The organism is Streptomyces sp. NPDC053367 (genome assembly GCF_044545925.1).
In the GTDB taxonomy this organism is placed as follows: Bacteria; Actinomycetota; Actinomycetes; order Streptomycetales; family Streptomycetaceae; genus Streptomyces.
The window spans coordinates 37,622-56,798 of record NZ_JBITYN010000001.1 but is presented as its reverse complement, the minus strand read 5'-3'; the positions used below and the strand labels follow the sequence as shown (position 1 = coordinate 56,798).

The following is a 19,177-nucleotide window of genomic DNA, read 5'->3' as shown; positions in this document are numbered from 1 at the left end:
CGCATGGCGATATGTCCTCACTCAGGGTGTCCGCGCCCTGGTTCGACGAGACCGGCGGTGAGAGTTCCTGGCTTCCGGGGATGGCTACCCCGGTGACAGTGGCGGGACCGCGCCGGATTCGCACCGGCTTCCTCTCCTGCCGCCGTAGATGGCTCCGGCAGTCCACCACGGCCCGCGAACACCCGTCAACTCGCTGTTGACCTGCGAGGCTGGAGTGTGCCGAGGCCCACACCGGGACCACGCGGGGCCGCCCGCGGAGACCGGCTCGGGCGGAAATGCGCCGTGCCGGACGGCAGTCCGGTAAACCCCGCTCGTGACGTTCCGTCAGCACCCGCGCCAGGTCGAAAGGCGGCCCTCGTGCGCGAGGGGGCCGTCACGGACTCTCCTCGTCCGTGACGGCCCCCTCGCCAGGGCCTGGCGTCAGACGCCGGGCCTCACGCCATGATCAGGTAGATGCCGTACGCCACCGCCGCCGCGCAGGCGGCGAAGCAGGCGTAGGCGCCGGTGACGGCGAGGGCGGCGGAGCCGCCCTGGGACGCGGCCCGCTCCTGGCGGGACAGGCCGACGACACCGAGGGTGAACAGGCCCACGAGGGCCACCGTGACCACGAGGCTGACGCCGAAGACGGAGCCGAGGGCCGCCCAGTCGATCTTCATGCTGCTGATTCCTTAGACGCGAGGTGGGGGGTCAGACCGCGGCCTTGGGGGCGGCCGGGTCGGCGCTCGTCGGGGCGTGAATGGTGGCCGAGAGCTCCTCGGCCATGGCGGTCGTCGGCGGCGGGGTGACGGCGGCCATCGCGGTGGTGATCACGCCGGCCGGCTCCGCGTCGTCGGTGCCGTCGGTGTCGTTGACGTTGGTGTGGTCGACGACCTCGCGGCGCGAGAGCTTCCAGATCGCGGCGCTGGAGGCCACCAGGAAGACGGCCACGAGCGCGGTGCCCCAGTCGCCGAAGCCGGTGACGTACTCGGCGAGCGCGCCGACCAGCGCGGCGGCCGGCAGGGTCAGACCCCACGCCACGAACATCCGGGTGGCCGTGGACCAGCGGACCACGCCGCCCTTGCGGCCGAGGCCGGCGCCCATCACGGAGCCGGACACCGAGTGCGTGGTGGAGAGCGAGAAGCCCAGGTGGGAGGAGGCCAGGATGACCGTCGCGGCGGAGGTCTGGGCGGCGAAGCCCTGCTGCGGCTGGAGGTCGGTCAGGCCCTTGCCCATGGTGCGGATGATGCGCCAGCCGCCCAGGTAGGTGCCGAGCGCGATAGCCAGACCCGCGGACAGGATGACCCACATGGGCGGGTCGGAGTCGGGGGCGAGGGAGCCGCCGGCGACCAGGGCGAGGGTGATGATGCCCATCGTCTTCTGGGCGTCGTTGGTGCCGTGGGCCAGCGAGACCAGGCCGGCGGACGCGATCTGCCCGGCGCGGTAGCCCTTCGCCGCGGCCTTGCCGTCGGCCTTCTTGCCCAGGGAGTAGCTCAGCCGCGTGGCGAACATCGCCGCGACTCCCGCGACCAGCGGGGCCGCGATCGCCGGGAGCAGCACCTTGGTCACCAGTACGTCGCCGTGCACCGCGCCGAGGCCGGCCGAGGCGACGGTCGCACCGATCAGGCCGCCCATCAGGGCGTGCGAGGAGGAGGACGGCAGACCGACGAGCCACGTCAGCAGGTTCCAGAGGATCGCGCCGACCAGGGCGGCGAAGATGACCTCGGGACGGATGCCTGATTCGTCGACCAGACCCTTGGAGATCGTGTTGGCGACCTCGACGGAGAGGAAAGCACCCACAAGGTTCAGGGCGGCGGACATGGCCACCGCGACCTTGGGCTTGAGCGCACCGGTCGAGATGGTCGTGGCCATCGCGTTGGCGGTGTCGTGAAAACCGTTCGTGAAATCGAACGCGAGTGCGGTCACCACCACAATCGCGAGGATCAGTGAGAGGTTTTCCATTTACCCAGGCAATCGTTCGAAGGTCATTGGCTTGTCGAACGTAGGTAACCCAGGTGAACGCGAGGTGAACTGGGCAGGGCATCGGAGTGTCGGAAAGAGGGGTTCCGGGCTACGTCGCACCCCCTCCGCCCGGTCGGCCCTTGTGCCCCAAGGGCCCCGTTGAAGAGACCAGGGTCACCCGGCAGGATCACGGCATGTCCGAGCATCCTCACGACCGGGGCGACGGGACGGCCGCCGCCTGGGCCGACCTGGTGGCCACCGCCCGTCGCACCGTGGCCGACGGCCTCGTCGTCGGCACCTCCGGAAACGTCTCCGTCCGCGTCGGCGACACCGTCCTGGTCACGCCGTCCGGCGTGCCCTACGACCGCCTCACCCCGGACGACCTCACCGGCGTCGACCTCACCGGCCGCCAGGTCCTCGGCACCCTGGTGCCCACCAGCGAGCTGCCCATGCACCTCGCCGTCTACCGCACCACCGGCGCCCGCGCGATCGTCCACACCCACGCCGTCCACGCCACGGCCGTCTCCACCCTCGTCCCCGAGCTGCCGCTGATCCACTACATCACCGCGGCCCTCGGCGGCCCCGTCCGCGTCGCCCCCTACGCCGCCTACGGCACCGACGAGCTCGCCGGGCACATGCTCCGGGCCCTCGCCGGCCGCACCGCCTGCCTCCTGGCGAACCACGGCACGATCGCCTACGGCGCCTCACTCGACCAGGCATACGACCGCACCGCCCAGCTCGAATGGATGTGCCGCGTCTGGCTGACCGCCTCCTCGGTCCCGGGCCTGGCCCCGGCCCTGCTGACCCGGGAACAGGTCGCGGAGGTGGGGGAGCGGCTGCGGGGCTACGGCCAACGACAAGCGCCCTGACGGCCGCCGAAGCGGCGAAACGAGAAGCGCCCTGACGGCCGCCGAAGCGGCGAAACGAGAAGCGCCCTGACGGCCGCCGAAGCGGCGAAACGGCGGGACGGCCGGGAACGACGACGAGGCCCGATCGCCCCGGCCCACTGGCCGACGGCCGGGTCCGCCAGGACACTGAACCCGTGCGCACTGTCAAAGCGACGGCCGCCGCCGTCACCGTTGCCCTGGCCACCGCCGCGGCCACCGTCGCCGCCGGCCGCCTCGCCAGCGACGCGGCACTCAAGGCGCCGCCCGGCCGGCCCCTGCCCACCGAGCCCCGGCTCACCGTGCACGGCACGGCCGCCGGCCGCATCAGCCTCACCCGCGACTTCGCCTCCCTGCGCCCCGGCACCTACGGCCTCGCCGGCGACGGCAGCCACGCCGTCGTCGGCCCTGTCCTGGAGAGCGCCCCCCACCCCGCGGACACGGTCGTACGCCGCCTCGAACGCGTCACCCACGGCACCTTCGAACCCGGCGACCACGTCTGGCTCACCCCGAACGTGCACATCGGCGACCCGGCGAGCGCCCTCGGCCTGGACCACGCCGACATCGACATCCCCGGCGAACTCGGCGCGCTGCCCGCCTGGTTCGTGCCCGGCGCCCGCGACACCTGGGTGATCGCCGTGCACGGCCTGGGCACCACCCGCGAACTCGCCATGAACGTGATGGGCTTCCTGCACCGCCTCCGCTTCCCCATGCTGGCCCTCGCCTACCGCGGCGACCTCGGGGCACCCCGCTCCCCCGACGGCCTCAACCACCTCGGCGAGACGGAGTGGCGCGATGTGGACGCCGCGATCCGCTACGCCGTGCGCTACGGCGCCCAGCGCGTCGTCCTGCTCGGCTGGTCCACCGGCGCCGCGATGTGCCTGCACACGGCCGCGCGCTCGGCCGTCCGCGACCGGGTCCGCGGGCTGGTGCTCGACTCGCCGGTCCTCGACTGGCAGACCACCCTGCGGGCCCTGGCCGCGGCCCGCCGCACCCCGCACGCCCTGCTGCCCCTCGCCGTCCGCGCCGCCCAGGGCCGCACCGGCCTGTACGGCGACCCCGGCCGCGGCGCCGCGGAGGCCGACGGCCTGACCGTGCCGACCCTGGTGCTGCACGGCCCGGGCGACACCGTGGCCCCCTTCCGGCTGTCCCGCCGCCTCGCCGACCGCCACCCGGGCCTCGTCTCCCTGCACACCGTCCAGGACGCCCCGCACAGCGCCATGTGGAACCCCGACCCGGCCGGCTACCAGGAAGCCCTGCGCCGCTTTCTGACCCCCCTCGTGTGACACCCCCGCCGTCCCGGTCGCGGCCATTCCGTTTAGCCGTGTACCACTGGCCGGTTCCCGCCTCGTCCACGCCCTCACGGCCCGCTGCGTTGGCCAGTCCCGTCGCCCGCCGTGACATTCCGTTTGGGTTTTCGGACCGTCAACCGGAAGACTGCACCCGTGACGTCCCGTATCCCGCGCGACTCCAGGCTTCGACTCGTCCGCCCACGACCCCTGGCCGCCGCCCCACGAGCCATGGACCAGCGGCGCCCGCGCCGCCCCGCCCCGCGCCCCCCGGAGGGCACCCCGGCGCCCGCGAAGCTGGCCGGAATGGCACGCTCGCAGCTCGCCGGCGCGGTCCGCGTCGCCCGCTGGGCCGACGCCGCCCTACGCCCCGGCCGGGCGGGCGCCGCCGACGGCAGGGCCACCCTCTCCGAGGCGACCGCCGAACGGGCAGCGGCCGAGCTCGGCCTGACCCCCGCTCAGGTCCGTGCCGACTGGGACACCGCCCGGCTCGCCGGACTCGTCGAGGTGCACGGCGACAGCGCCCGTCCCGGCTGGCGGCTGCGCGCCTGGGACCGCGACGACAGCGCCGTCCTGCGCGGCTGGGTCGCCCTCTTCGACGCCTGGTCGCTCGCCCACCCGGAACCCGCCGGGCTGCAGCCGGCCGCCGTCGCCGAGGTCGTCTCGGCCATGCCCCAGGTGCTCTCCTTCCTCCAGCTCTCCGCAGGCCCCGTCCCCGTGGCGCAGCTCCTCGACCTGCTGGAGCAGCGGGTCACCGAACTGCGCACCGAACGCTGCGAGGTCACCTACGCCCCGCAGCCGGAGCCCGAGCCGCAGACCGCCGACGCCCCGCTGGCCCCCCTCCTGGACTGGGCCCTGCACGCCCTCGCCTCCGTCGGCGCCCTCACCTGCGACAGTGCCCACGCCACCCTCACCCCGCTGGGCAGCTGGGCGGTGTGGGTCAAGCTGGAGCAGATCTGCGTCGCCGCGCAGAGCCCCGCCGGCAACATCGAGGCCTCCGCCGAGGACATGCTGCGCGGCTGCGCCCAGCTGCGCCCCAACGCAGCCCGCGCCGAGTACCGGGCCTGGCTCGCCGCCCGGCCCGTCGGCAGCGCCGTCACCGAGCTCATCGACGCCGCCCGCGGCGAGGACGCCCTGCTGCGCGGCCTGGCCTTCGAGGCGCTGCGCGTCGTCGGCGCCCCCGCCGAGCCCGACGTACGCGCGGTGCTCGACGAGCCCACGCTGCGGCCCTACGCCCTGCTGTGGCTGGCGGAGCAGGACGGCACCGACCCCGAGGACGCGCACGAGGTCCTCACCCGGGAAGAGGCCACCTGGCTGTGGGTCGACACGGCCGCCGCGGTCGCCGACCACGGCGAGGCCCCGTTGCTGGTGCGCCACCTGGAGTCGGCGATCCAGCCCACCGTCCCCGCCCTGCTGGACGAGGTGCGCGCGGTCGGCCACCCGCGCACCGTGCAGGTGCTGGTCGCGCTCGCCGCCGCCCATCCCGACCCGGCCCTCGCCAAGGCCGTGCGCCGCGCCGCCTTCCAGGTGCACACCGGCGGGCGCTGAGACGCGACGGGCGGCCGCTCAGCCGCCTATCGCGGGCGCGTACGTGCCGAAGCTCCAGATGTTGCCCTCGGCGTCCCGGGCCATGTAGTCCCGCGAGCCGTAGTCCTGGTCCGCCGGGGGCATCAGGATCTCCACGCCGTGCTCCACGGCGCGCCGGTGGTGTGCGTCGACATCGTCCACGACGACGTACACCCCGGCAGGACCGGCGCCCTTCATCGCCCCGTCGAAGACGCCGCCGCGGCCCCTGGAGCCGATCATCACCGCGCCGTTGCCCTGGACCAGCTCGGCGTGCATCACCGTGCCGTCCTCGCTCTCGTACAGCGACAGCTCGGTGAACCCCAGGCCCTCGGTGAGCTGCCGGATCGCCGCCTTGGCGTCCGTGTACAGAACCGTCGGGAAGATGCTCGGACCCCTGCTCGTGCCTGCCATGCCGACCACTCCTTCGTGATCATCCCGCGATCATCTTGCGATCATCCCGCGCCGGACACTTCCTGCGAGAACCGTCTGCCGCCAGTGTCGCAGCCACCACCGACAACGCCCCGGCGACGGACTCCGTCCTCCTCACCGGGGCGGGTCCACCGGATCTGGCGCCCGGCGCAGGCGGGAAAAGCGGTTGCACGAGCCCGTTAGACTGAATGCCATGGCCATTCTCCTCGCGCATTAGACAGCGGGAACGTCCTCAGCCCCACAGTCCCGCCCCCTTCCGCCCTGGAGTCTGTCCGTGATCTCCGCATCCGGTATCGAGCTGCGCGCCGGCGCGCGCGTCCTCATCGAGAACGCCACCTTCCGTGTCGCCAAGGGCGACCGCATCGGCCTCGTCGGCCGCAACGGCGCAGGCAAGACCACCCTCACCAAGTGCCTGGCCGGCGAGGGCATCCCCGCCGGCGGCACCATCACCCGCTCCGGCGAGGTCGGCTACCTCCCGCAGGACCCCCGCACCGGCGACCTCGACGTCCTCGCCCGCGACCGCATCCTCTCCGCGCGCGGCCTCGACGTACTGATCCGCAAGATGCGCGAGAACGAGGAGCGCATCGCCAACGGCAAGGGCTCCACCCGCGAGAAGGCGCTCAAGCAGTACGAGCGCCAGGAGACGGAGTTCCTCACCAAGGGCGGGTACGCCGCCGAGGCCGAGGCCGCCACCATCGCCGCCGCGCTGAACCTGCCCGACCGGGTGCTCGGCCAGCCCCTGCACACCCTCTCCGGCGGTCAGCGGCGCCGTATCGAGCTGGCCCGCATCCTGTTCTCGGACGCGGACACCCTGCTGCTGGACGAGCCGACCAACCACCTCGACGCCGACTCGATCATCTGGCTGCGGGACTACCTCAAGACCTACCGCGGCGGCTTCATCGTGATCTCCCACGACGTCGACCTGGTCGAGACGGTCGTGAACAAGGTGTTCTACCTGGACGCCAACCGCGCCCAGATCGACGTCTACAACATGGGCTGGAAGCTCTACCAGCAGCAGCGCGAGGCCGACGAGAAGCGCCGCAAGCGCGAGCGCGCCAACGCCGAGAAGAAGGCCGCCGCCCTGCATTCGCAGGCCGACAAGATGCGCGCCAAGGCCACCAAGACGGTCGCCGCGCAGAACATGGCCCGCCGCGCGGACAAGCTGCTCTCCGGCCTGGAGGCGGTCCGCGTCTCCGACAAGGTCGCCAAGCTCCGCTTCCCCGAGCCCGCGCCCTGCGGCAAGACCCCGCTGATGGCCGAGGGCCTGTCGAAGTCGTACGGCTCCCTGGAGATCTTCACCGACGTCGACCTGGCCATCGACAAGGGCTCGCGGGTCGTCATCCTTGGCCTCAACGGCGCCGGCAAGACCACCCTGCTGCGTCTGCTGGGCGGCGTGGAGCAGCCCGACACGGGCAAGGTCGTCCCCGGACACGGCCTCAAGCTCGGCTACTACGCCCAGGAGCACGAGACCCTCGACCCCGACCGCACCGTCCTGGAGAACATGCGCTCGGCGGCCCCCGACATGGACCTCGTCGAGGTCCGCAAGGTGCTGGGCTCGTTCCTGTTCTCCGGCGACGACGTCGACAAGCCCGCGGGTGTGCTCTCCGGCGGCGAGAAGACCCGGCTGGCCCTGGCCACCCTGGTCGTCTCCTCGGCGAACGTCCTGCTCCTCGACGAGCCCACCAACAACCTCGACCCCGCCAGCCGCGAGGAGATCCTCGGCGCGCTGCGGACCTACAAGGGCGCGGTCGTCCTGGTCACCCACGACGAGGGCGCCGTCGAGGCGCTCCAGCCGGAGCGGATCATCCTGCTGCCGGACGGTGTGGAGGATCTGTGGGGTTCCGACTACGCGGACCTCGTCGCCCTCGCTTGATCGAATGCGTGATCCACTGGGTATGGATCATTCGGCCCACCGGTGATCCACCATCTGTGTGAGATCTCCTCGTACCGAGGTGTGTCCTACAACGATTTCCCGGCCGAGCCCTTGTCGACCTTGTGTCGACAAGGGCTCGGCCGGTTCGCGTCACTGACCTGGCACTTCGCGGAATTACCCGTTCGGCGGTACGAATCCCAGAGCCCGGAACCGGCCATTCCGTATGTGTGGACCTGCTCCTGTCGTCACGACCCTGTCGCACGGACCTTGCCGAATGGGTGGCCATGACGGCCGGGAGGGGTGATCATGAGGGGACCAGAGCGCACTTCCCATGAGGAGGCACGGGTGGCCGAGACTCTGAAGAAGGGCAGCCGGGTGACCGGCGCCGCGCGCGACAAGCTCGCGGCAGACCTGAAGAAGAAGTACGACGCCGGTGCGAGCATCCGGGCGTTGGCCGAGGAGACCGGCCGCTCGTATGGCTTCGTGCACCGCATGCTCAGCGAGTCGGGCGTCACGCTCCGCGGGCGTGGCGGGGCGACACGGGGCAAGAAGGCCGCCTCGGCCTGACCCCGGGCGGCCCCACGGCGTGATGGTGGCCACCCGGTCGGTCCAACGGTCGACCGGGTGGTTACTGTGCAGTCACTTATGGATGCCGGACTACGGCGTCCCCTGCTGACCGCACCCATCGGAGGCGCCGCATGGCTTCGCTCGACCCGGTACTCGACAAGGACGGCGTACGGCTCACCGTCGACGACGCGATCGCCACGGTGACGCTGACCAACCCGGCCAAGCGCAACGCGCAGAGCCCCGCCATGTGGCGGACGCTCGCCGAGGCCGGCCGGTCGCTGCCGGGCTCCGTCCGTGTCGTGGTGCTGCGCGGCGAGGGCAAGTCCTTCTCCGCCGGCCTCGACCGGCAGATGTTCACGCCCGAGGGCATCGAGGGCGAGAAGTCCTTCGTCGACCTCGCGCGCGGCGGTGACGCCGAACTGGACGCGGCCATCGCCGAGTTCCAGGAGGGCTTCACCTGGTGGCGGCAGAGCGACATCGTGTCCATCGCCGCCGTCCAGGGCCACGCCATCGGCGCGGGCTTCCAGCTCGCCCTCGCGTGCGACCTTCGCGTCGTCGCCGACGACGTGCAGTTCGCCATGCGCGAGACCAGCCTGGGCCTCGTCCCCGACCTCACCGGCACGCATCCGCTGGTGTCGCTGGTCGGGTACGCCCGTGCGCTCGAGATCTGCGCCACGGGTCGCTTCGTGCTGGCCGAGGAGGCGGTGGACACCGGCCTCGCCAACCTCGCCGTCCCCGTCTCCGAGCTCGACTCCACGGTCCAGGACCTCGCCGCGGCCCTGCTGGCCGCCCCGCGTGACGCCCTGATCGAGACCAAGGCGCTGCTGCGGGGTGCGGCCGACCGGACGTACGAGGACCAGCGCGCCGCCGAACGGCAGTCGCAGGCGCGGCGCCTGCGGGACCTGGCGGGGCTGGGGGAGTAGGCGTCCCGTTCGTTGCCGGGTGCGGACCTACAGATCCGCCGCCGTCACCAGCACCGCCACCGAAGGCGAGTCCGGCAGGGCCGCCGTCACGGCCGTCCGCACCTCTCGGGCCACCGTCAGCGCGCGGTGGCCCGAACGCACCGCCAGTTCCACGCGGACGTGGCGGCGCGGCAGCGACGCCGCCCCCTCCTGGCGCTCCTCGATGTGCACCGCCCTGCCCAGGCCGCCCAGGGTGCCGGTGAGCCTGGACACCCCCGGGACCGCCCGGGCGGCGTCGGCCACCGACGCCTCGTCGCCCTGCTGCTCCCGCGCGTCGGAGGCGTCGGCAGGCGTACGGCCCTCATCGCCGGGCTCCTCCTCACCCAGCCCCGTCACCCGCAGGTCGACCTCCGCCACCGCCAGCCCCACGGCCTCCGCCGCCGCGCCCGCCAGGGCCGTACGCAGGCGGGACGCCGCCGACGGCAGGGGCTCGGTGCCGCTCGCCGTGAAGTCGGCCGTCACCCGAAGGGGGCCGGGCGGCAGGGCGCTCGGCGGGGCCGGGACGGCGGGTTCGCCGGTCCCGTCCGGGCCCGCCGGGGCGATCCGCAGCGGGCCCAGCCGGACCCCTGGCACACCCTCCACAGCACGCCGCAGAATGGACTCTGCCGCGCTCTCCGCGATCCACGCGCCGTCGCGCGGTCCACCCAGAGGCAGCAGCCTGCCGAGGCCCAGCTGCTCCCGTACCACTCGTGTCCACCGATCCGCCGTCATTCCTCCAGCCTGCCGTATCCATGGCGCGCGGCCGAGCATCCGCACTTACGGTGGTCGAAGGACGACGACCGAAAAGGACGTACGGCGATGACCGACATGACGGACCAGAACCGGACGCAGACCTCCGAGGGCGAGCCCTCGGTGCAGACCCGTAAGGCCACCCGGCGTGGTGGCGGAGACCCCGGCAGCCGGGGGCGGACCACCATCGCCGACGGGGTGGTCGAGAAGATCGCCGGCCTCGCGGCACGCGATGTCGTCGGCGTCCACGCGATGGGCAGCGGCATCAGCCGCACCTTCGGCGCCGTACGCGACCGGGTTCCCGGCGGCGGCGCCAAGTCGGTGACCCGCGGCGTGAAGGCCGAGGTCGGCGAGGTGCAGACCGCGCTCGACCTGGAGATCGTCGTGGACTACGGCGTGTCGATCGGCGACGTGGCACGCGACGTGCGGGAGAACGTCGTCGCGGCCGTCGAGCGGATGACCGGCCTCGAGGTGGTCGAGGTCAACATCGCGGTCAGCGACGTCAAGCTGCCCGAGGACGAGGAAGAGGAACCGGAGCCCCGGATCCAGTGACACGTGGCCGGCCGGACAACCGCACCGCTGAGGGGAGCGCACCATGAGCATGGCCGTGGTCGGCATGATCGCCGGGATGGCGTTGGGCTTCGCCGGGTACTTCGGCGGATTCGGCGCCTTCCTGCTGGTCGCCGCCCTGGGAGCGGTCGGCTTCGTCGTCGGCCGGTTCGTGGAGGGCGACTTCGAGCTCGGCGACTTCTTCCGTCCCCGTGACGAACGACGGCGGTGACGCCCGTGAGCGCAGGGACCGGCGAGCTCGGCAGGGCGCTGACCGTCGTTCCGCCGGGCGAGCGCGGGGCGACACGGATCGCCGACCGGGTCGTGGCGAAGATCGCCGCGCAGGCGGCACGCGAGGCCCTGGGCCAACTGCCGCCCGACGCGGCGCGCCCGCACGCCGACGTCGTCGTACGGCAGGGCCACGCGCCCGGCCGTGAGGGGCAGGACGCGGCCCACATCCACGTCCACCTCGAACTCGACTACCCGACCGACATCGGCGCCCGCTGCCGCTCGGTGCGACGCCATGTCGCCGAGCGGGTGGGCGCGTTGGTGGGAATGGACGTGCCCGAGGTCGCCGTCCGGGTCGAGCGGCTGCACCGGGCGCAGGGGCACGGCACGGCGCAGGGGAGGACGCGATGAGCCCGTCCCACGACGGCGGACCCGCCGAGCCCGCCGAGGGCGGCACCCGGCGCATGCCGGTCCTGGAGAAGGAGCCTCCCGCTCCCGTCCCCCAGCAGGCCGCGCCCGCCGCCCGCCGCTTCTGGTCGGCCCGGCGCGTCCCCGGTGCCCTCGCCGGGCTGTTCCTGCTGGCCGGCACGGGTCTCTTCCTGTACGACGTCGCCGCCGTACGCGCCGGACACCCGGCCATGCGCTGGCGCCGCGAGCTCGCCGACCAGCTCGCCACACGGCCGCTGGACGACACCTGGGTGCTCGTCGGCGCGGGCGTCGCCGCCGCACTCGGCCTGTGGCTGGTCGTCCTCGCCGTCACGCCCGGCCTGCGCGCCCTGCTGCCCATGCGGCGCCCCGACCCCGACGTGCGGGCCGCACTGGACCGGGACGCCGCGGCGATGGTGCTGCGCGACCGTGCCATGGAGGTCGCGGGCGTGCAGTCGGCGCGGGTGCGGGCGGGCCGCCGCCGCGCCGACGTCCGCGCGGTCGCGCACTTCCGCGCCGTGGACGACGTACGACAGGACCTGGACGCCGTACTCGACGAAGCGGTTCGCGCGCTGGGGCTCGCCCGGCCGCTGTCGCTGTCGGTGCGTGTGCGGCGGCCCGGACGGAAGGGGTGAGCCGGTGCCGAAGACCCTCAACCGCGTCCTGCTGGGCCTGGCGGGCCTGGTGCTGCTGGTCCTCGGCGGCTCGGTCCTCGCCGTCGGGCTGGGCGCTCCCGCGCCCTCGTGGTGGATCCACGACGGACGCCACGACGTCCTCCTCGACGACTCCGAGCGCACCCGCTGGCGCGACGACGCCTGGTGGTGGCCCACGGTCATCGCCGTGCTCGCCGTCCTGCTGTTCCTCGCCCTGTGGTGGCTGGTCTCGGTCCTGCGCCGCCGCAGGCTCGCCGAGGTCCTCGTCGACACCGGCGACGGCGCGGGCGCCCTGCTGAGGGGCCGGGCCCTGCAGTCCGCCCTGGCCGAGGACGCGTCGTCCCTGGACGGCGTCAACCGGGCCCACGTCGACCTGACGGGCCGCAGGACCGCCCCCCGGGCCCGTATGAACCTGGTGCTCGACCCGCACGCGGACCCGTCGGCGACGCTGCACGCCCTGTCGGCCGAGACCCTGGCCCACGCCAAGGACTCGGCCCACCTGGACGCGCTGCCCTCGGAGGTCCGCATGAGGTCGGTCAGGCACCGGGAGAAGCGAGTCAGCTGACAGGCCGGCGGTTCAGAACCCGTGCCGCATACCACCGTCCACCGGCACCATGATCCCGGTCAGGTAGGACGCGGCCGGGGACAGCAGGAACGCCGCGGTCCGCCCGAACTCCTCGGGCCTGCCGTACCGCCGCAGCGGAATCCGGGCCTCGTTCTCCGCCCGGGTCGCCTCGGGGTCGGCGGACAGCCCGTCCAGCTCGCGCACGCGGTCGGTGTCGATCCGCGCGGGCAGCAGCCCGACCACCCGGATCCCGCGCGGGCCCAGCTCGTCCGCGAGCGACTTGGCGAAGCCGGCGAGCCCGGGCCGCAGCCCGTTGGAGATGGTCAGCCCCGGGATCGGCTCGTGCACCGAGCCGGACAGCACGAACCCGATGACCCCGCCGGCCTCCAGCTCGGCCGCCGCCGCCCGGGCCAGCCGCACCGCGCCCAGGAACACCGACTCGAACGCCGCCTGCCACTGCTCGTCCGTGTTGTCGGCGACGAACCCCGGCGGGGGCCCGCCCACGCTGACGAGCACGCCGTCGAAGCCGCCGAACCGCTCGCGCGCGGCCGCGATCAGCCGTGCGGCCGCCTCGGGGTCGGCGTTGTCCACGGCGACGCCCGCCGCGTTCGGCCCCAGCTCGGCCGCCGCGTCGGCGACCCGCTCGTCGTCCCGTCCGGTGACGACCACCTTCGCCCCGTCGGCGACCAGTTCACGCGCGACCGCGTTGCCCAGCCCGCGGGTTGCCCCGGTGACGACGTACACCCGGTCCTTCAGTCCAAGATCCATGGACCTATCCTGCCCCGTCCTGCCCGAACAGGGCGACGGCGGTGGTCACCAGCGCGATATGGCTGAACGCCTGCGGGAAGTTGCCGAGCTGGCGGCCGGCGCCCGGGTCGTACTCCTCCGCCAGCAGCCCCACGTCGTTGGTGAGTCCCACCAGCCGCTCGAACAGCTCGCGGGCCTCCTCGCGGCGGCCCGTCAGATGCAGCGCCTGCGCCAGCCAGAACGAGCAGGCCAGGAAGGTGCCCTCGCCGCCCGGCAGGCCGTCGACGGCGGTGTCGTCGGTGCTGTATCGGTGCAGCAGCCCGTCACGGCCGAGTTCCGCGCGGACCGCGTCGACCGTGCCGACCACCCGCGGGTCCCCGGGCGGCAGGAAACCGACGTACGGGATGAGCAGCAGCGCCGCGTCCAGTTCGCGTGAGCCGTAGGACTGCGTGAAGGTGTTGCGCTCGGGGTCGTAGCCCTTCTCGCACACCTCCCGGTGCACCTCGTCGCGCATCGCGCGCCAGCCGTCCAGGTCGCCGTGCAGGTGCGGGTACCGCTCCACGGCTCGCACCGCGCGGTCGGCGGCCACCCACACCATCACCTTGGAGTGCACGAAGTGCCGCCGGCCGCCGCGCACCTCCCACAGGCCCTCGTCGGGCTGCCGCCAGTTCTTGCGGAGCCATTCCAGGAGGGCCACCTGCAGGGACCAGATGTGCGGCTGGGGCGGCAGCCCCGCCTTGCGGCCGAGCGAGAGCGAGTCCATGACCTCGCCGTACACGTCGAGCTGGAGCTGCTGAACGGCGTCGTTGCCGATCCGTACGGGGGACGAGCCGGCGAACCCGGCCAGCCACGGCACCTCCACCTCGGGCAGCCGGCGTTCGCCCGCGACGCCGTACATGATCTGCAGGTCCGCCGGGTCGCCCGCGACCGCGCGCAGCAGCCAGTCGCGCCACGCCTCGGCCTCCTCGTGGTAGCCGGCGGCCAGCAGCGCGCCGAGGGTGAGGGTGGAGTCGCGCAGCCAGCAGTAGCGGTAGTCCCAGTTGCGGACCCCGCCCAGTTCCTCCGGCAGCGAGGTGGTGGGGGCGGCGACGACCCCGCCGGTCGGCCGGTAGGTGAGGGCCTTGAGGGTGATGAGGGAGCGCAGGACGGTGTCCCGGTGGGGGCCGTCGTAGCGGCAGCGGTCGGACCAGCTCCGCCAGTCGGCGACGGACGACTCCAGCGACTCGTACGGGTCCACCAGCGCCGGGCGCGGCTCGTGCGAGGGGTGCCAGGTCAGCACGAAGGCGACCTTCTCGCCCTCGGCGACGGTGAACTCGGCGTGCGTGGCGAAGTCCTCGCCCCAGGTGCGCACCGCGGGCTCGCTGCGCAGCCAGACCGAGTCCGGTCCGGCGACGGCGACCCGGTGGCCGCCGCTGTTGCGCACCCACGGCACGATCGAGCCGTAGTCGAAGCGGATGCGCAGGGTGCCGCGCACGGTGACCCGGCCGCGCAGTCCCTCGACGACCCGGACGAGGTCGGGGGCCTTGTCGCGCTGTGGCATCAGGTCGGTGACCCGCACCGCGCCCTCGTCGGTCTCCCATTCGGTGTCGAGCACGAGGGTGCCCGGCCGGTAAGCGCGGCGGGTACAGGTGCGGGCGCCCTTCGGGGCGATCCGCCAGTGGCCGTTGCCCTCGTCGCCGAGCAGCCGCGCGAAGCAGGCCCCCGAGTCGAAGCGGGGCAGGCACAGCCAGTCGACCGAGCCGTCCCGGCCGACCAGCGCGGCGGTCTGCTCGTCGCCGATCAGTGCGTAGTCCTCGATGCGGTGATGCACGGAGTGCGGGTTCCCGGCGGACCGTGCGTCAAATCGCCCGCCGTCGGCGGTTCCCTTGTTCGGGGGTGCGGGCCGGGGGCGACCGTGTGCCGCAGGAGCCTCGCGGCCCCCGGCGGTCACACCGGGGCCGGTTCCTTCGCCGCGCCCTCCGCACTCCGCGCCTCCCGCCGGTCGCGCAGTTCACGCCGGACGAGGACGACCCAGCCGACGGGCACGCCCACGCAGAAGAGCCACCACTGGACGGCGTAGGCGAGGTGCGGGCCGATGTCGTCGTGGTCGGGGGCGGGGATCAGCTCGGGGGAGCCGGCGCGCGGCTCGGGCGAGGTCAGGTCGACGTAGCCGCCGAGCACGGGGGTGCCGAGGCGGCGTTCGGCCTGCTCGCTGTTGATGAGCATGACCTGGCGGTCCGGCAGGCCCGCGCGGTCCTTGATGCCGCTGTCCGCGGTGGTCTCGTCGGGCATCAGCCGCCCGGTGACGGTGACCTCGCCCTTCGGCGGCGCCGGGATCTCGGGGAACTCCGTCTGCGCGCCGTCTGCGGGGATCCAGCCCCGGTTCACCAGCAGGATCTTGCCGTCGTCCAGGACGAACGGCGTCAGGACGTGGAAGCCGACCTTGTCGTCGGCGTTCGTACGGCGGCGTACGACGACCTCGCGCGCGGTGTCGAAGCGGCCCGTGGCCGTCACCCGGCGGTAGCGGTCCTCGCCGTCGACCTCCGCACCGGGGGAGGTCAGCGTCTCGGCGGGCACCGGCCTCGCGGCGAGCGAGTCGGCGATCACCCGGTTCAGCGCGACCCGGTGCTCATGGCGGTGCAGCTGCCAGAAGCCCAGCTCGATCATCGTCGGGACGAGCGCGACGGCGACCAGGGTGAGGATCACCCACTGCCGGGACAAGAGGAAGCGGAACACCCCACGACCGTACATCGCGGGCCGCGGGGTGTTGCCTCCAGGGGGGTCCTCACTCGGTCAGACCCGGTCGACGATGCCCACCGTCCCCTCCGCCGCGCGGGCGCAGTGGGCACCGCAGTACCAGCGGCCCTCGACCTCGACGCCCTGGCCGATGATCTGGACCCGGCAGTGCTCGCAGATCGGGGCCATGCGGTGGATCGCACAGGAGAAGCAGTCGAAGACGTGCACCGAGCCCTGTGCGTGCACCTCGAAGGTCATTCCGTAGTCATTGCCACATACTTCGCATCTCGCCATGCGCCACAGGGTGAGCCGAGACCGGGGCGCGGGCGAGCGGTCGGCGGGCGAGTCGCCCGGCAATCACCCGTACGGCTACTGCTCCGCCGGGGACTCCGCGGCCGGCTCCACGTCCCGCAGCAGCTGCCCGAAGGCCGCCTCGTCCACCACCGGCGTGCCGTACTGCCGGGCCTTGGCGACCTTGGACGTGCCCGAGTCCGGGTCGTTGGTGACGAGCAGGCTGGTGAGCCGGGACACGCTCGTGGCCACATGCAGGCCCGCCTCGACCGCGCGGTCCTCCAGCAGGTCCCGTTCGACCGACGTGTCACCCGAGAAGGCGACCCGCATGCCCTGCTTGAGCCTTTTGCCCTCTTCGTACCGGCCGGGGTTGGGGTACGGGCACGCGGGCCGCTTGCGCGAGGGCCGCCAACCGCCCGACCGGTAACCGCCGTAGCCGCCCGGCTGCTGCCCGATCCGCGCCACCGGCCGGTCCGTCCACTCCGTCAGCGGCCGGCACTCCTGCAGCGGCAGCCGCACACGGCCCGCCGCCGCGGCCCGCAGGCTCGGCCGGAACGCCTCCGCCAGCACCCGCGCGTCGTCGAGCGCGTGGTGCGCGCGCTGCTGCACGACACCGAAGTGCGCCGCCAGCGACTCCAGCTTGTGGTTGGGCAGCGGCAGACCCAGCTCCTTGGACAGCGCGATGGTGCACAGCCGTTGACGCACCGGCGGCTCGCACTGCGCGCGCGCGTACTCCCGGGCGATCATCTGCCAGTCGAAGACGGCGTTGTGCGCGACGAGCACCCGGTCCGCCAGCCGCGCCGTGAACTCCTCGGCGATGTCCGCGAACAGGGGCGCCCCTTCGAGGGCCTCGCTCGTCAGACCGTGGATCCACACCGGGCCCGGATCGCGCTCGGGGTTCACCAGCGTGTACCAGTGGTCCTCGACCTCACCGCGCGCGTCCAGACGGTAGACGGCCGCGGAGATGATCCGGTCGTCGCGGGCCAGGCCGGTGGTCTCCACGTCAACGACCGCGTATCCCTGGGGATACGCGGCCGGCCACGCTGTGGGGGAGGACGCTGCGGTCGTCCGGTCTTCGAGCATGGTCACTGAGGATACGGGCCGCGACTGACAACGCCCCCTCCCAGGTGACCTGTCGACGCCGCCTGTTCGAACGGCGAGGGTCGACGCCTCGCCGCCGACGGCCCGTGCCGTCCTCCCGACGTGACGCAACCGACGTGACGCAACCGACGTGACGCGACCGACGCACGCGACCGACGCACGACGAGGCCCACCGCGGCACGCTCGGGGAGCGGCTCAACTGGCTGCGCGTGGCGGTCCTCGGCGCCGACGACGGCATCGTCTCCACGGCCGGCCTCGTCGTCGGTGTGGCCGGCGCCACGCGTCCCGAGCGGTGGCGCGCGAGGCCGCCGGGCAGTTGACCGAGCGGGACGCCCTGCGCGCGCACGCGCGTGTGGAACTCGGTGTCGATCCGGACGAACTGGCCCCTGCGCGGCGTGGGCGAGCTTCCTCGCCCTCACCCCCGGCGCCCCCGCCATGGCGGTGACCCACGCGGCGGGGCACTGCTGGACGCGGCCGGGGTGTGAGACCACCAGGTGAGCGCCCGGCGCACCTCCCGGCGTACCGTGAGGTGCGCTCCACCACCCCTCGGAGCGCACCCGCACCGAGCAGAAAGACCTCTCCCATGCGCGCCACCACCATCCACGCCCCGTTCGACATGCGCGTGGAGGACGTGCCCGACCCCGTGGTGCAGCAGCCCACCGACGCCGTCGTGCGCGTGCTGCGCGCCTGCATCTGCGGCAGCGACCTGTGGGCGTACCGCGGCGAGGCCGCCCGGCAGCCGGGCCAGCGCATCGGGCACGAGTTCCTCGGCCTCGTCGAGGAGACCGGCTCGGAGGTGACCGGCGTGCGCCGCGGCGACCTCGTCGTCGCCCCCTTCATGTGGTCCGACGGCACCTGCGACTACTGCCGCGAGGGCCTGACGACGTCCTGTGTCCACGGCGGCTTCTGGGGCTCGGTCGGCTACGACGGCGGCCAGGGCGAGGCCGTGCGCGTCCCGCACGCCGACGGCACCCTGGTGCGGCTGCCCGAGGAGGCGGCCTCCGACGACCACCTGCTGTCCGCGCTGCTGACCCTGTCCGACGTGATGGGCACCGGCCACCACGCGGCCCTCGGCGCGGGCGCCCGGCCCGGCGCGACCGTGGCCGTCGTCGGGGACGGCGCGGTCGGCCTGTGCGCGGTGCTCGCGGCCAAGCGGCTGGGCGCCGAGCGGATCATCGCCCTCGGCCGGCACCAGGTGCGCACCGACATCGCGCGCCGCTTCGGCGCCACCGACGTCGTGGCCGAGCGCGGCGAGGCCGCCGTGGAGGCCGTGCGCGAACTCACCCGCGGCCAGGGCGCGCACGCCGTCGTCGAGGCGGTCGGCACCGAGCAGTCGATGCGCACCGCGGTGAACATCGCCCGCGACGGCGGCGCCATCGGCTTCGTCGGCGTGCCGCACGGCAGCGGCACCGGCCTGGACCTCGGCGTCATGTTCGACCGGAACATCGCCCTGCGCGGCGGCGTCGCCCCCGTCCGCGCCTACATCCCCGAGCTGCTGCCTGACGTCCTGGACGGCACCATCGACCCCTCGCCCGTCTTCGACATGACGGTGGGTCTGGAAGGCGTCCCCGACGGCTACAAGGCGATGGACGAACGCACCGCCCTGAAAGTCCTCGTCACCAACTGACCCGTCCTGAACCGACCTGTCACCACCCGACTCGTCAC

21 protein-coding genes, 1 pseudogene and 1 riboswitch are annotated in these 19,177 nt (G+C 73.4%); of the genes and pseudogenes, 13 read left to right on the top strand and 9 right to left on the bottom strand.

All coding sequences use genetic code 11. From position 1 onward, the window contains the following. Positions 1-40: 40 nt before the first annotated feature. A riboswitch (cobalamin riboswitch) is annotated at positions 41-183 on the bottom strand. 251 nt (positions 184-434) lie between these two features. After that, on the bottom strand, positions 435-656 hold the full coding sequence (locus ACIGXJ_RS00300; protein WP_399639450.1) for a hypothetical protein: 222 nt from the start codon (positions 654-656) through the stop codon (positions 435-437). 31 nt (positions 657-687) lie between these two features. Then, positions 688-1,938 (bottom strand): anion permease, encoded by a 1,251-nt coding sequence (locus ACIGXJ_RS00295; RefSeq protein WP_399639447.1) that lies wholly within the window; start codon positions 1,936-1,938, stop codon positions 688-690. Between the two features lie 194 nt (positions 1,939-2,132). Between ACIGXJ_RS00295 and ACIGXJ_RS00290 the strand changes: the two genes are divergently transcribed. The 3 genes from ACIGXJ_RS00290 (at position 2,133) to ACIGXJ_RS00280 (ending at position 5,659) form a co-directional block, all read left to right on the top strand. Further along, on the top strand, positions 2,133-2,807 hold the full coding sequence (locus ACIGXJ_RS00290; protein ID WP_399639444.1) for a class II aldolase/adducin family protein: 675 nt from the start codon (positions 2,133-2,135) through the stop codon (positions 2,805-2,807). A gap of 173 nt (positions 2,808-2,980) precedes the next feature. Then, on the top strand, positions 2,981-4,108 hold the full coding sequence (locus ACIGXJ_RS00285; RefSeq protein ID WP_399639441.1) for an alpha/beta hydrolase: 1,128 nt from the start codon (positions 2,981-2,983) through the stop codon (positions 4,106-4,108). 159 nt (positions 4,109-4,267) lie between these two features. Then, positions 4,268-5,659: a hypothetical protein gene (locus tag ACIGXJ_RS00280; protein WP_399639439.1), complete on the top strand. Its 1,392-nt coding sequence runs from the start codon at positions 4,268-4,270 to the stop codon at positions 5,657-5,659. An 18-nt stretch (positions 5,660-5,677) separates the two neighbouring features. Here ACIGXJ_RS00280 and ACIGXJ_RS00275 read toward each other — a convergent pair whose 3' ends face one another. Further along, positions 5,678-6,088, bottom strand: a complete 411-nt coding sequence (locus ACIGXJ_RS00275) for a VOC family protein (protein ID WP_399639437.1) — start codon at positions 6,086-6,088, stop codon at positions 5,678-5,680. 292 nt (positions 6,089-6,380) lie between these two features. Here ACIGXJ_RS00275 and abc-f point away from each other — a divergent pair, with 292 nt between their 5' ends. From abc-f to ACIGXJ_RS00260, 3 genes are all read left to right on the top strand, one after another. Further along, complete coding sequence (abc-f, locus tag ACIGXJ_RS00270; RefSeq protein ID WP_399639434.1) at positions 6,381-7,979, top strand: ribosomal protection-like ABC-F family protein; 1,599 nt, start codon at positions 6,381-6,383, stop codon at positions 7,977-7,979. A 345-nt stretch (positions 7,980-8,324) separates the two neighbouring features. Then, complete coding sequence (locus ACIGXJ_RS00265) at positions 8,325-8,546, top strand: helix-turn-helix domain-containing protein (RefSeq protein WP_018567695.1); 222 nt, start codon at positions 8,325-8,327, stop codon at positions 8,544-8,546. A gap of 131 nt (positions 8,547-8,677) precedes the next feature. Continuing rightward, positions 8,678-9,469, top strand: a complete 792-nt coding sequence (locus ACIGXJ_RS00260; protein WP_399639430.1) for an enoyl-CoA hydratase/isomerase family protein — start codon at positions 8,678-8,680, stop codon at positions 9,467-9,469. 27 nt (positions 9,470-9,496) lie between these two features. On the opposite strand, the gene ACIGXJ_RS00255 is transcribed toward ACIGXJ_RS00260, so the two are convergent. Then, a complete protein-coding gene (locus ACIGXJ_RS00255) occupies positions 9,497-10,219 on the bottom strand; it encodes a nucleopolyhedrovirus P10 family protein (RefSeq protein WP_399639427.1) in 723 nt (240 codons plus the stop codon). An 87-nt stretch (positions 10,220-10,306) separates the two neighbouring features. Between ACIGXJ_RS00255 and ACIGXJ_RS00250 the strand changes: the two genes are divergently transcribed. The 5 genes from ACIGXJ_RS00250 to amaP are packed head-to-tail and all read left to right on the top strand — an operon-like array spanning position 10,307 to position 12,658. Further along, positions 10,307-10,789 carry an Asp23/Gls24 family envelope stress response protein gene (locus ACIGXJ_RS00250; protein ID WP_399639425.1) on the top strand — a complete coding sequence of 161 codons (483 nt, stop codon included), beginning with the start codon at positions 10,307-10,309 and terminating at the stop codon, positions 10,787-10,789. A gap of 43 nt (positions 10,790-10,832) precedes the next feature. Further along, positions 10,833-11,018 (top strand): hypothetical protein, encoded by a 186-nt coding sequence (locus ACIGXJ_RS00245; RefSeq protein WP_399639422.1) that lies wholly within the window; start codon positions 10,833-10,835, stop codon positions 11,016-11,018. Further along, positions 11,015-11,425: an Asp23/Gls24 family envelope stress response protein gene (locus ACIGXJ_RS00240; RefSeq protein ID WP_399639419.1), complete on the top strand. Its 411-nt coding sequence runs from the start codon at positions 11,015-11,017 to the stop codon at positions 11,423-11,425. Before ACIGXJ_RS00245 ends, ACIGXJ_RS00240 begins: the two co-directional genes overlap by 4 nt. Next, complete coding sequence (locus ACIGXJ_RS00235) at positions 11,422-12,075, top strand: DUF6286 domain-containing protein (RefSeq protein ID WP_399639416.1); 654 nt, start codon at positions 11,422-11,424, stop codon at positions 12,073-12,075. The genes ACIGXJ_RS00240 and ACIGXJ_RS00235 overlap by 4 nt, the downstream gene beginning before the upstream one ends. Before the next feature lie 4 nt (positions 12,076-12,079). Continuing rightward, positions 12,080-12,658, top strand: coding sequence for an alkaline shock response membrane anchor protein AmaP (gene amaP, locus ACIGXJ_RS00230; protein WP_399639414.1), 579 nt, complete (start codon positions 12,080-12,082; stop codon positions 12,656-12,658). Between the two features lie 12 nt (positions 12,659-12,670). On the opposite strand, the gene ACIGXJ_RS00225 is transcribed toward amaP, so the two are convergent. The 5 genes from ACIGXJ_RS00225 to ACIGXJ_RS00205 all read right to left on the bottom strand — a co-directional run bounded on the left by ACIGXJ_RS00225 (position 12,671) and on the right by ACIGXJ_RS00205 (position 17,494). Continuing rightward, positions 12,671-13,426 carry an SDR family oxidoreductase gene (locus ACIGXJ_RS00225; RefSeq protein ID WP_399639411.1) on the bottom strand — a complete coding sequence of 252 codons (756 nt, stop codon included), beginning with the start codon at positions 13,424-13,426 and terminating at the stop codon, positions 12,671-12,673. A 4-nt stretch (positions 13,427-13,430) separates the two neighbouring features. Continuing rightward, positions 13,431-15,215: a glycoside hydrolase family 15 protein gene (locus tag ACIGXJ_RS00220; protein ID WP_399639408.1), complete on the bottom strand. Its 1,785-nt coding sequence runs from the start codon at positions 15,213-15,215 to the stop codon at positions 13,431-13,433. A gap of 116 nt (positions 15,216-15,331) precedes the next feature. Continuing rightward, entirely contained in the window at positions 15,332-16,120 is a 789-nt protein-coding gene (locus ACIGXJ_RS00215) for an SURF1 family protein (protein WP_399639405.1), read from the bottom strand. A gap of 57 nt (positions 16,121-16,177) precedes the next feature. After that, entirely contained in the window at positions 16,178-16,414 is a 237-nt protein-coding gene (locus ACIGXJ_RS00210) for a hypothetical protein (protein ID WP_399639401.1), read from the bottom strand. Positions 16,415-16,489: 75 nt separating this feature from the next. Continuing rightward, complete coding sequence (locus tag ACIGXJ_RS00205) at positions 16,490-17,494, bottom strand: DEDDh family exonuclease (protein ID WP_399639398.1); 1,005 nt, start codon at positions 17,492-17,494, stop codon at positions 16,490-16,492. Positions 17,495-17,715: 221 nt separating this feature from the next. Between ACIGXJ_RS00205 and ACIGXJ_RS00200 the strand changes: the two are divergent. Further along, a pseudogene (locus tag ACIGXJ_RS00200) lies at positions 17,716-17,956 on the top strand (hypothetical protein); the annotation flags it as partial. Between the two features lie 139 nt (positions 17,957-18,095). Beyond that, complete coding sequence (locus tag ACIGXJ_RS00195) at positions 18,096-19,139, top strand: zinc-dependent alcohol dehydrogenase family protein (protein ID WP_399639395.1); 1,044 nt, start codon at positions 18,096-18,098, stop codon at positions 19,137-19,139. The last annotated feature ends 38 nt before the right edge of the window (positions 19,140-19,177 follow it).

Bases quoted from the DNA above. Each gene is read 5' to 3' on its own strand.
- ACIGXJ_RS00300 (WP_399639450.1), bottom strand. From the start codon at position 656: ATGAAGATCGACTGGGCGGCCCTCGGCTCCGTCTTCGGCGTCAGCCTC.
- ACIGXJ_RS00295 (WP_399639447.1), bottom strand. From the start codon at position 1,938: ATGGAAAACCTCTCACTGATCCTCGCGATTGTGGTGGTGACCGCACTC.
- ACIGXJ_RS00290 (WP_399639444.1), top strand. From the start codon at position 2,133: ATGTCCGAGCATCCTCACGACCGGGGCGACGGGACGGCCGCCGCCTGG.
- ACIGXJ_RS00275 (WP_399639437.1), bottom strand. From the start codon at position 6,088: ATGGCAGGCACGAGCAGGGGTCCGAGCATCTTCCCGACGGTTCTGTAC.
- ACIGXJ_RS00260 (WP_399639430.1), top strand. From the start codon at position 8,678: ATGGCTTCGCTCGACCCGGTACTCGACAAGGACGGCGTACGGCTCACC.
- ACIGXJ_RS00255 (WP_399639427.1), bottom strand. From the start codon at position 10,219: ATGACGGCGGATCGGTGGACACGAGTGGTACGGGAGCAGCTGGGCCTC.
- ACIGXJ_RS00250 (WP_399639425.1), top strand. From the start codon at position 10,307: ATGACCGACATGACGGACCAGAACCGGACGCAGACCTCCGAGGGCGAG.
- ACIGXJ_RS00245 (WP_399639422.1), top strand. From the start codon at position 10,833: ATGAGCATGGCCGTGGTCGGCATGATCGCCGGGATGGCGTTGGGCTTC.
- ACIGXJ_RS00235 (WP_399639416.1), top strand. From the start codon at position 11,422: ATGAGCCCGTCCCACGACGGCGGACCCGCCGAGCCCGCCGAGGGCGGC.
- ACIGXJ_RS00225 (WP_399639411.1), bottom strand. From the start codon at position 13,426: ATGGATCTTGGACTGAAGGACCGGGTGTACGTCGTCACCGGGGCAACC.
- ACIGXJ_RS00210 (WP_399639401.1), bottom strand. From the start codon at position 16,414: ATGGCGAGATGCGAAGTATGTGGCAATGACTACGGAATGACCTTCGAG.
- ACIGXJ_RS00205 (WP_399639398.1), bottom strand. From the start codon at position 17,494: ATGCTCGAAGACCGGACGACCGCAGCGTCCTCCCCCACAGCGTGGCCG.
- ACIGXJ_RS00195 (WP_399639395.1), top strand. From the start codon at position 18,096: ATGCGCGCCACCACCATCCACGCCCCGTTCGACATGCGCGTGGAGGAC.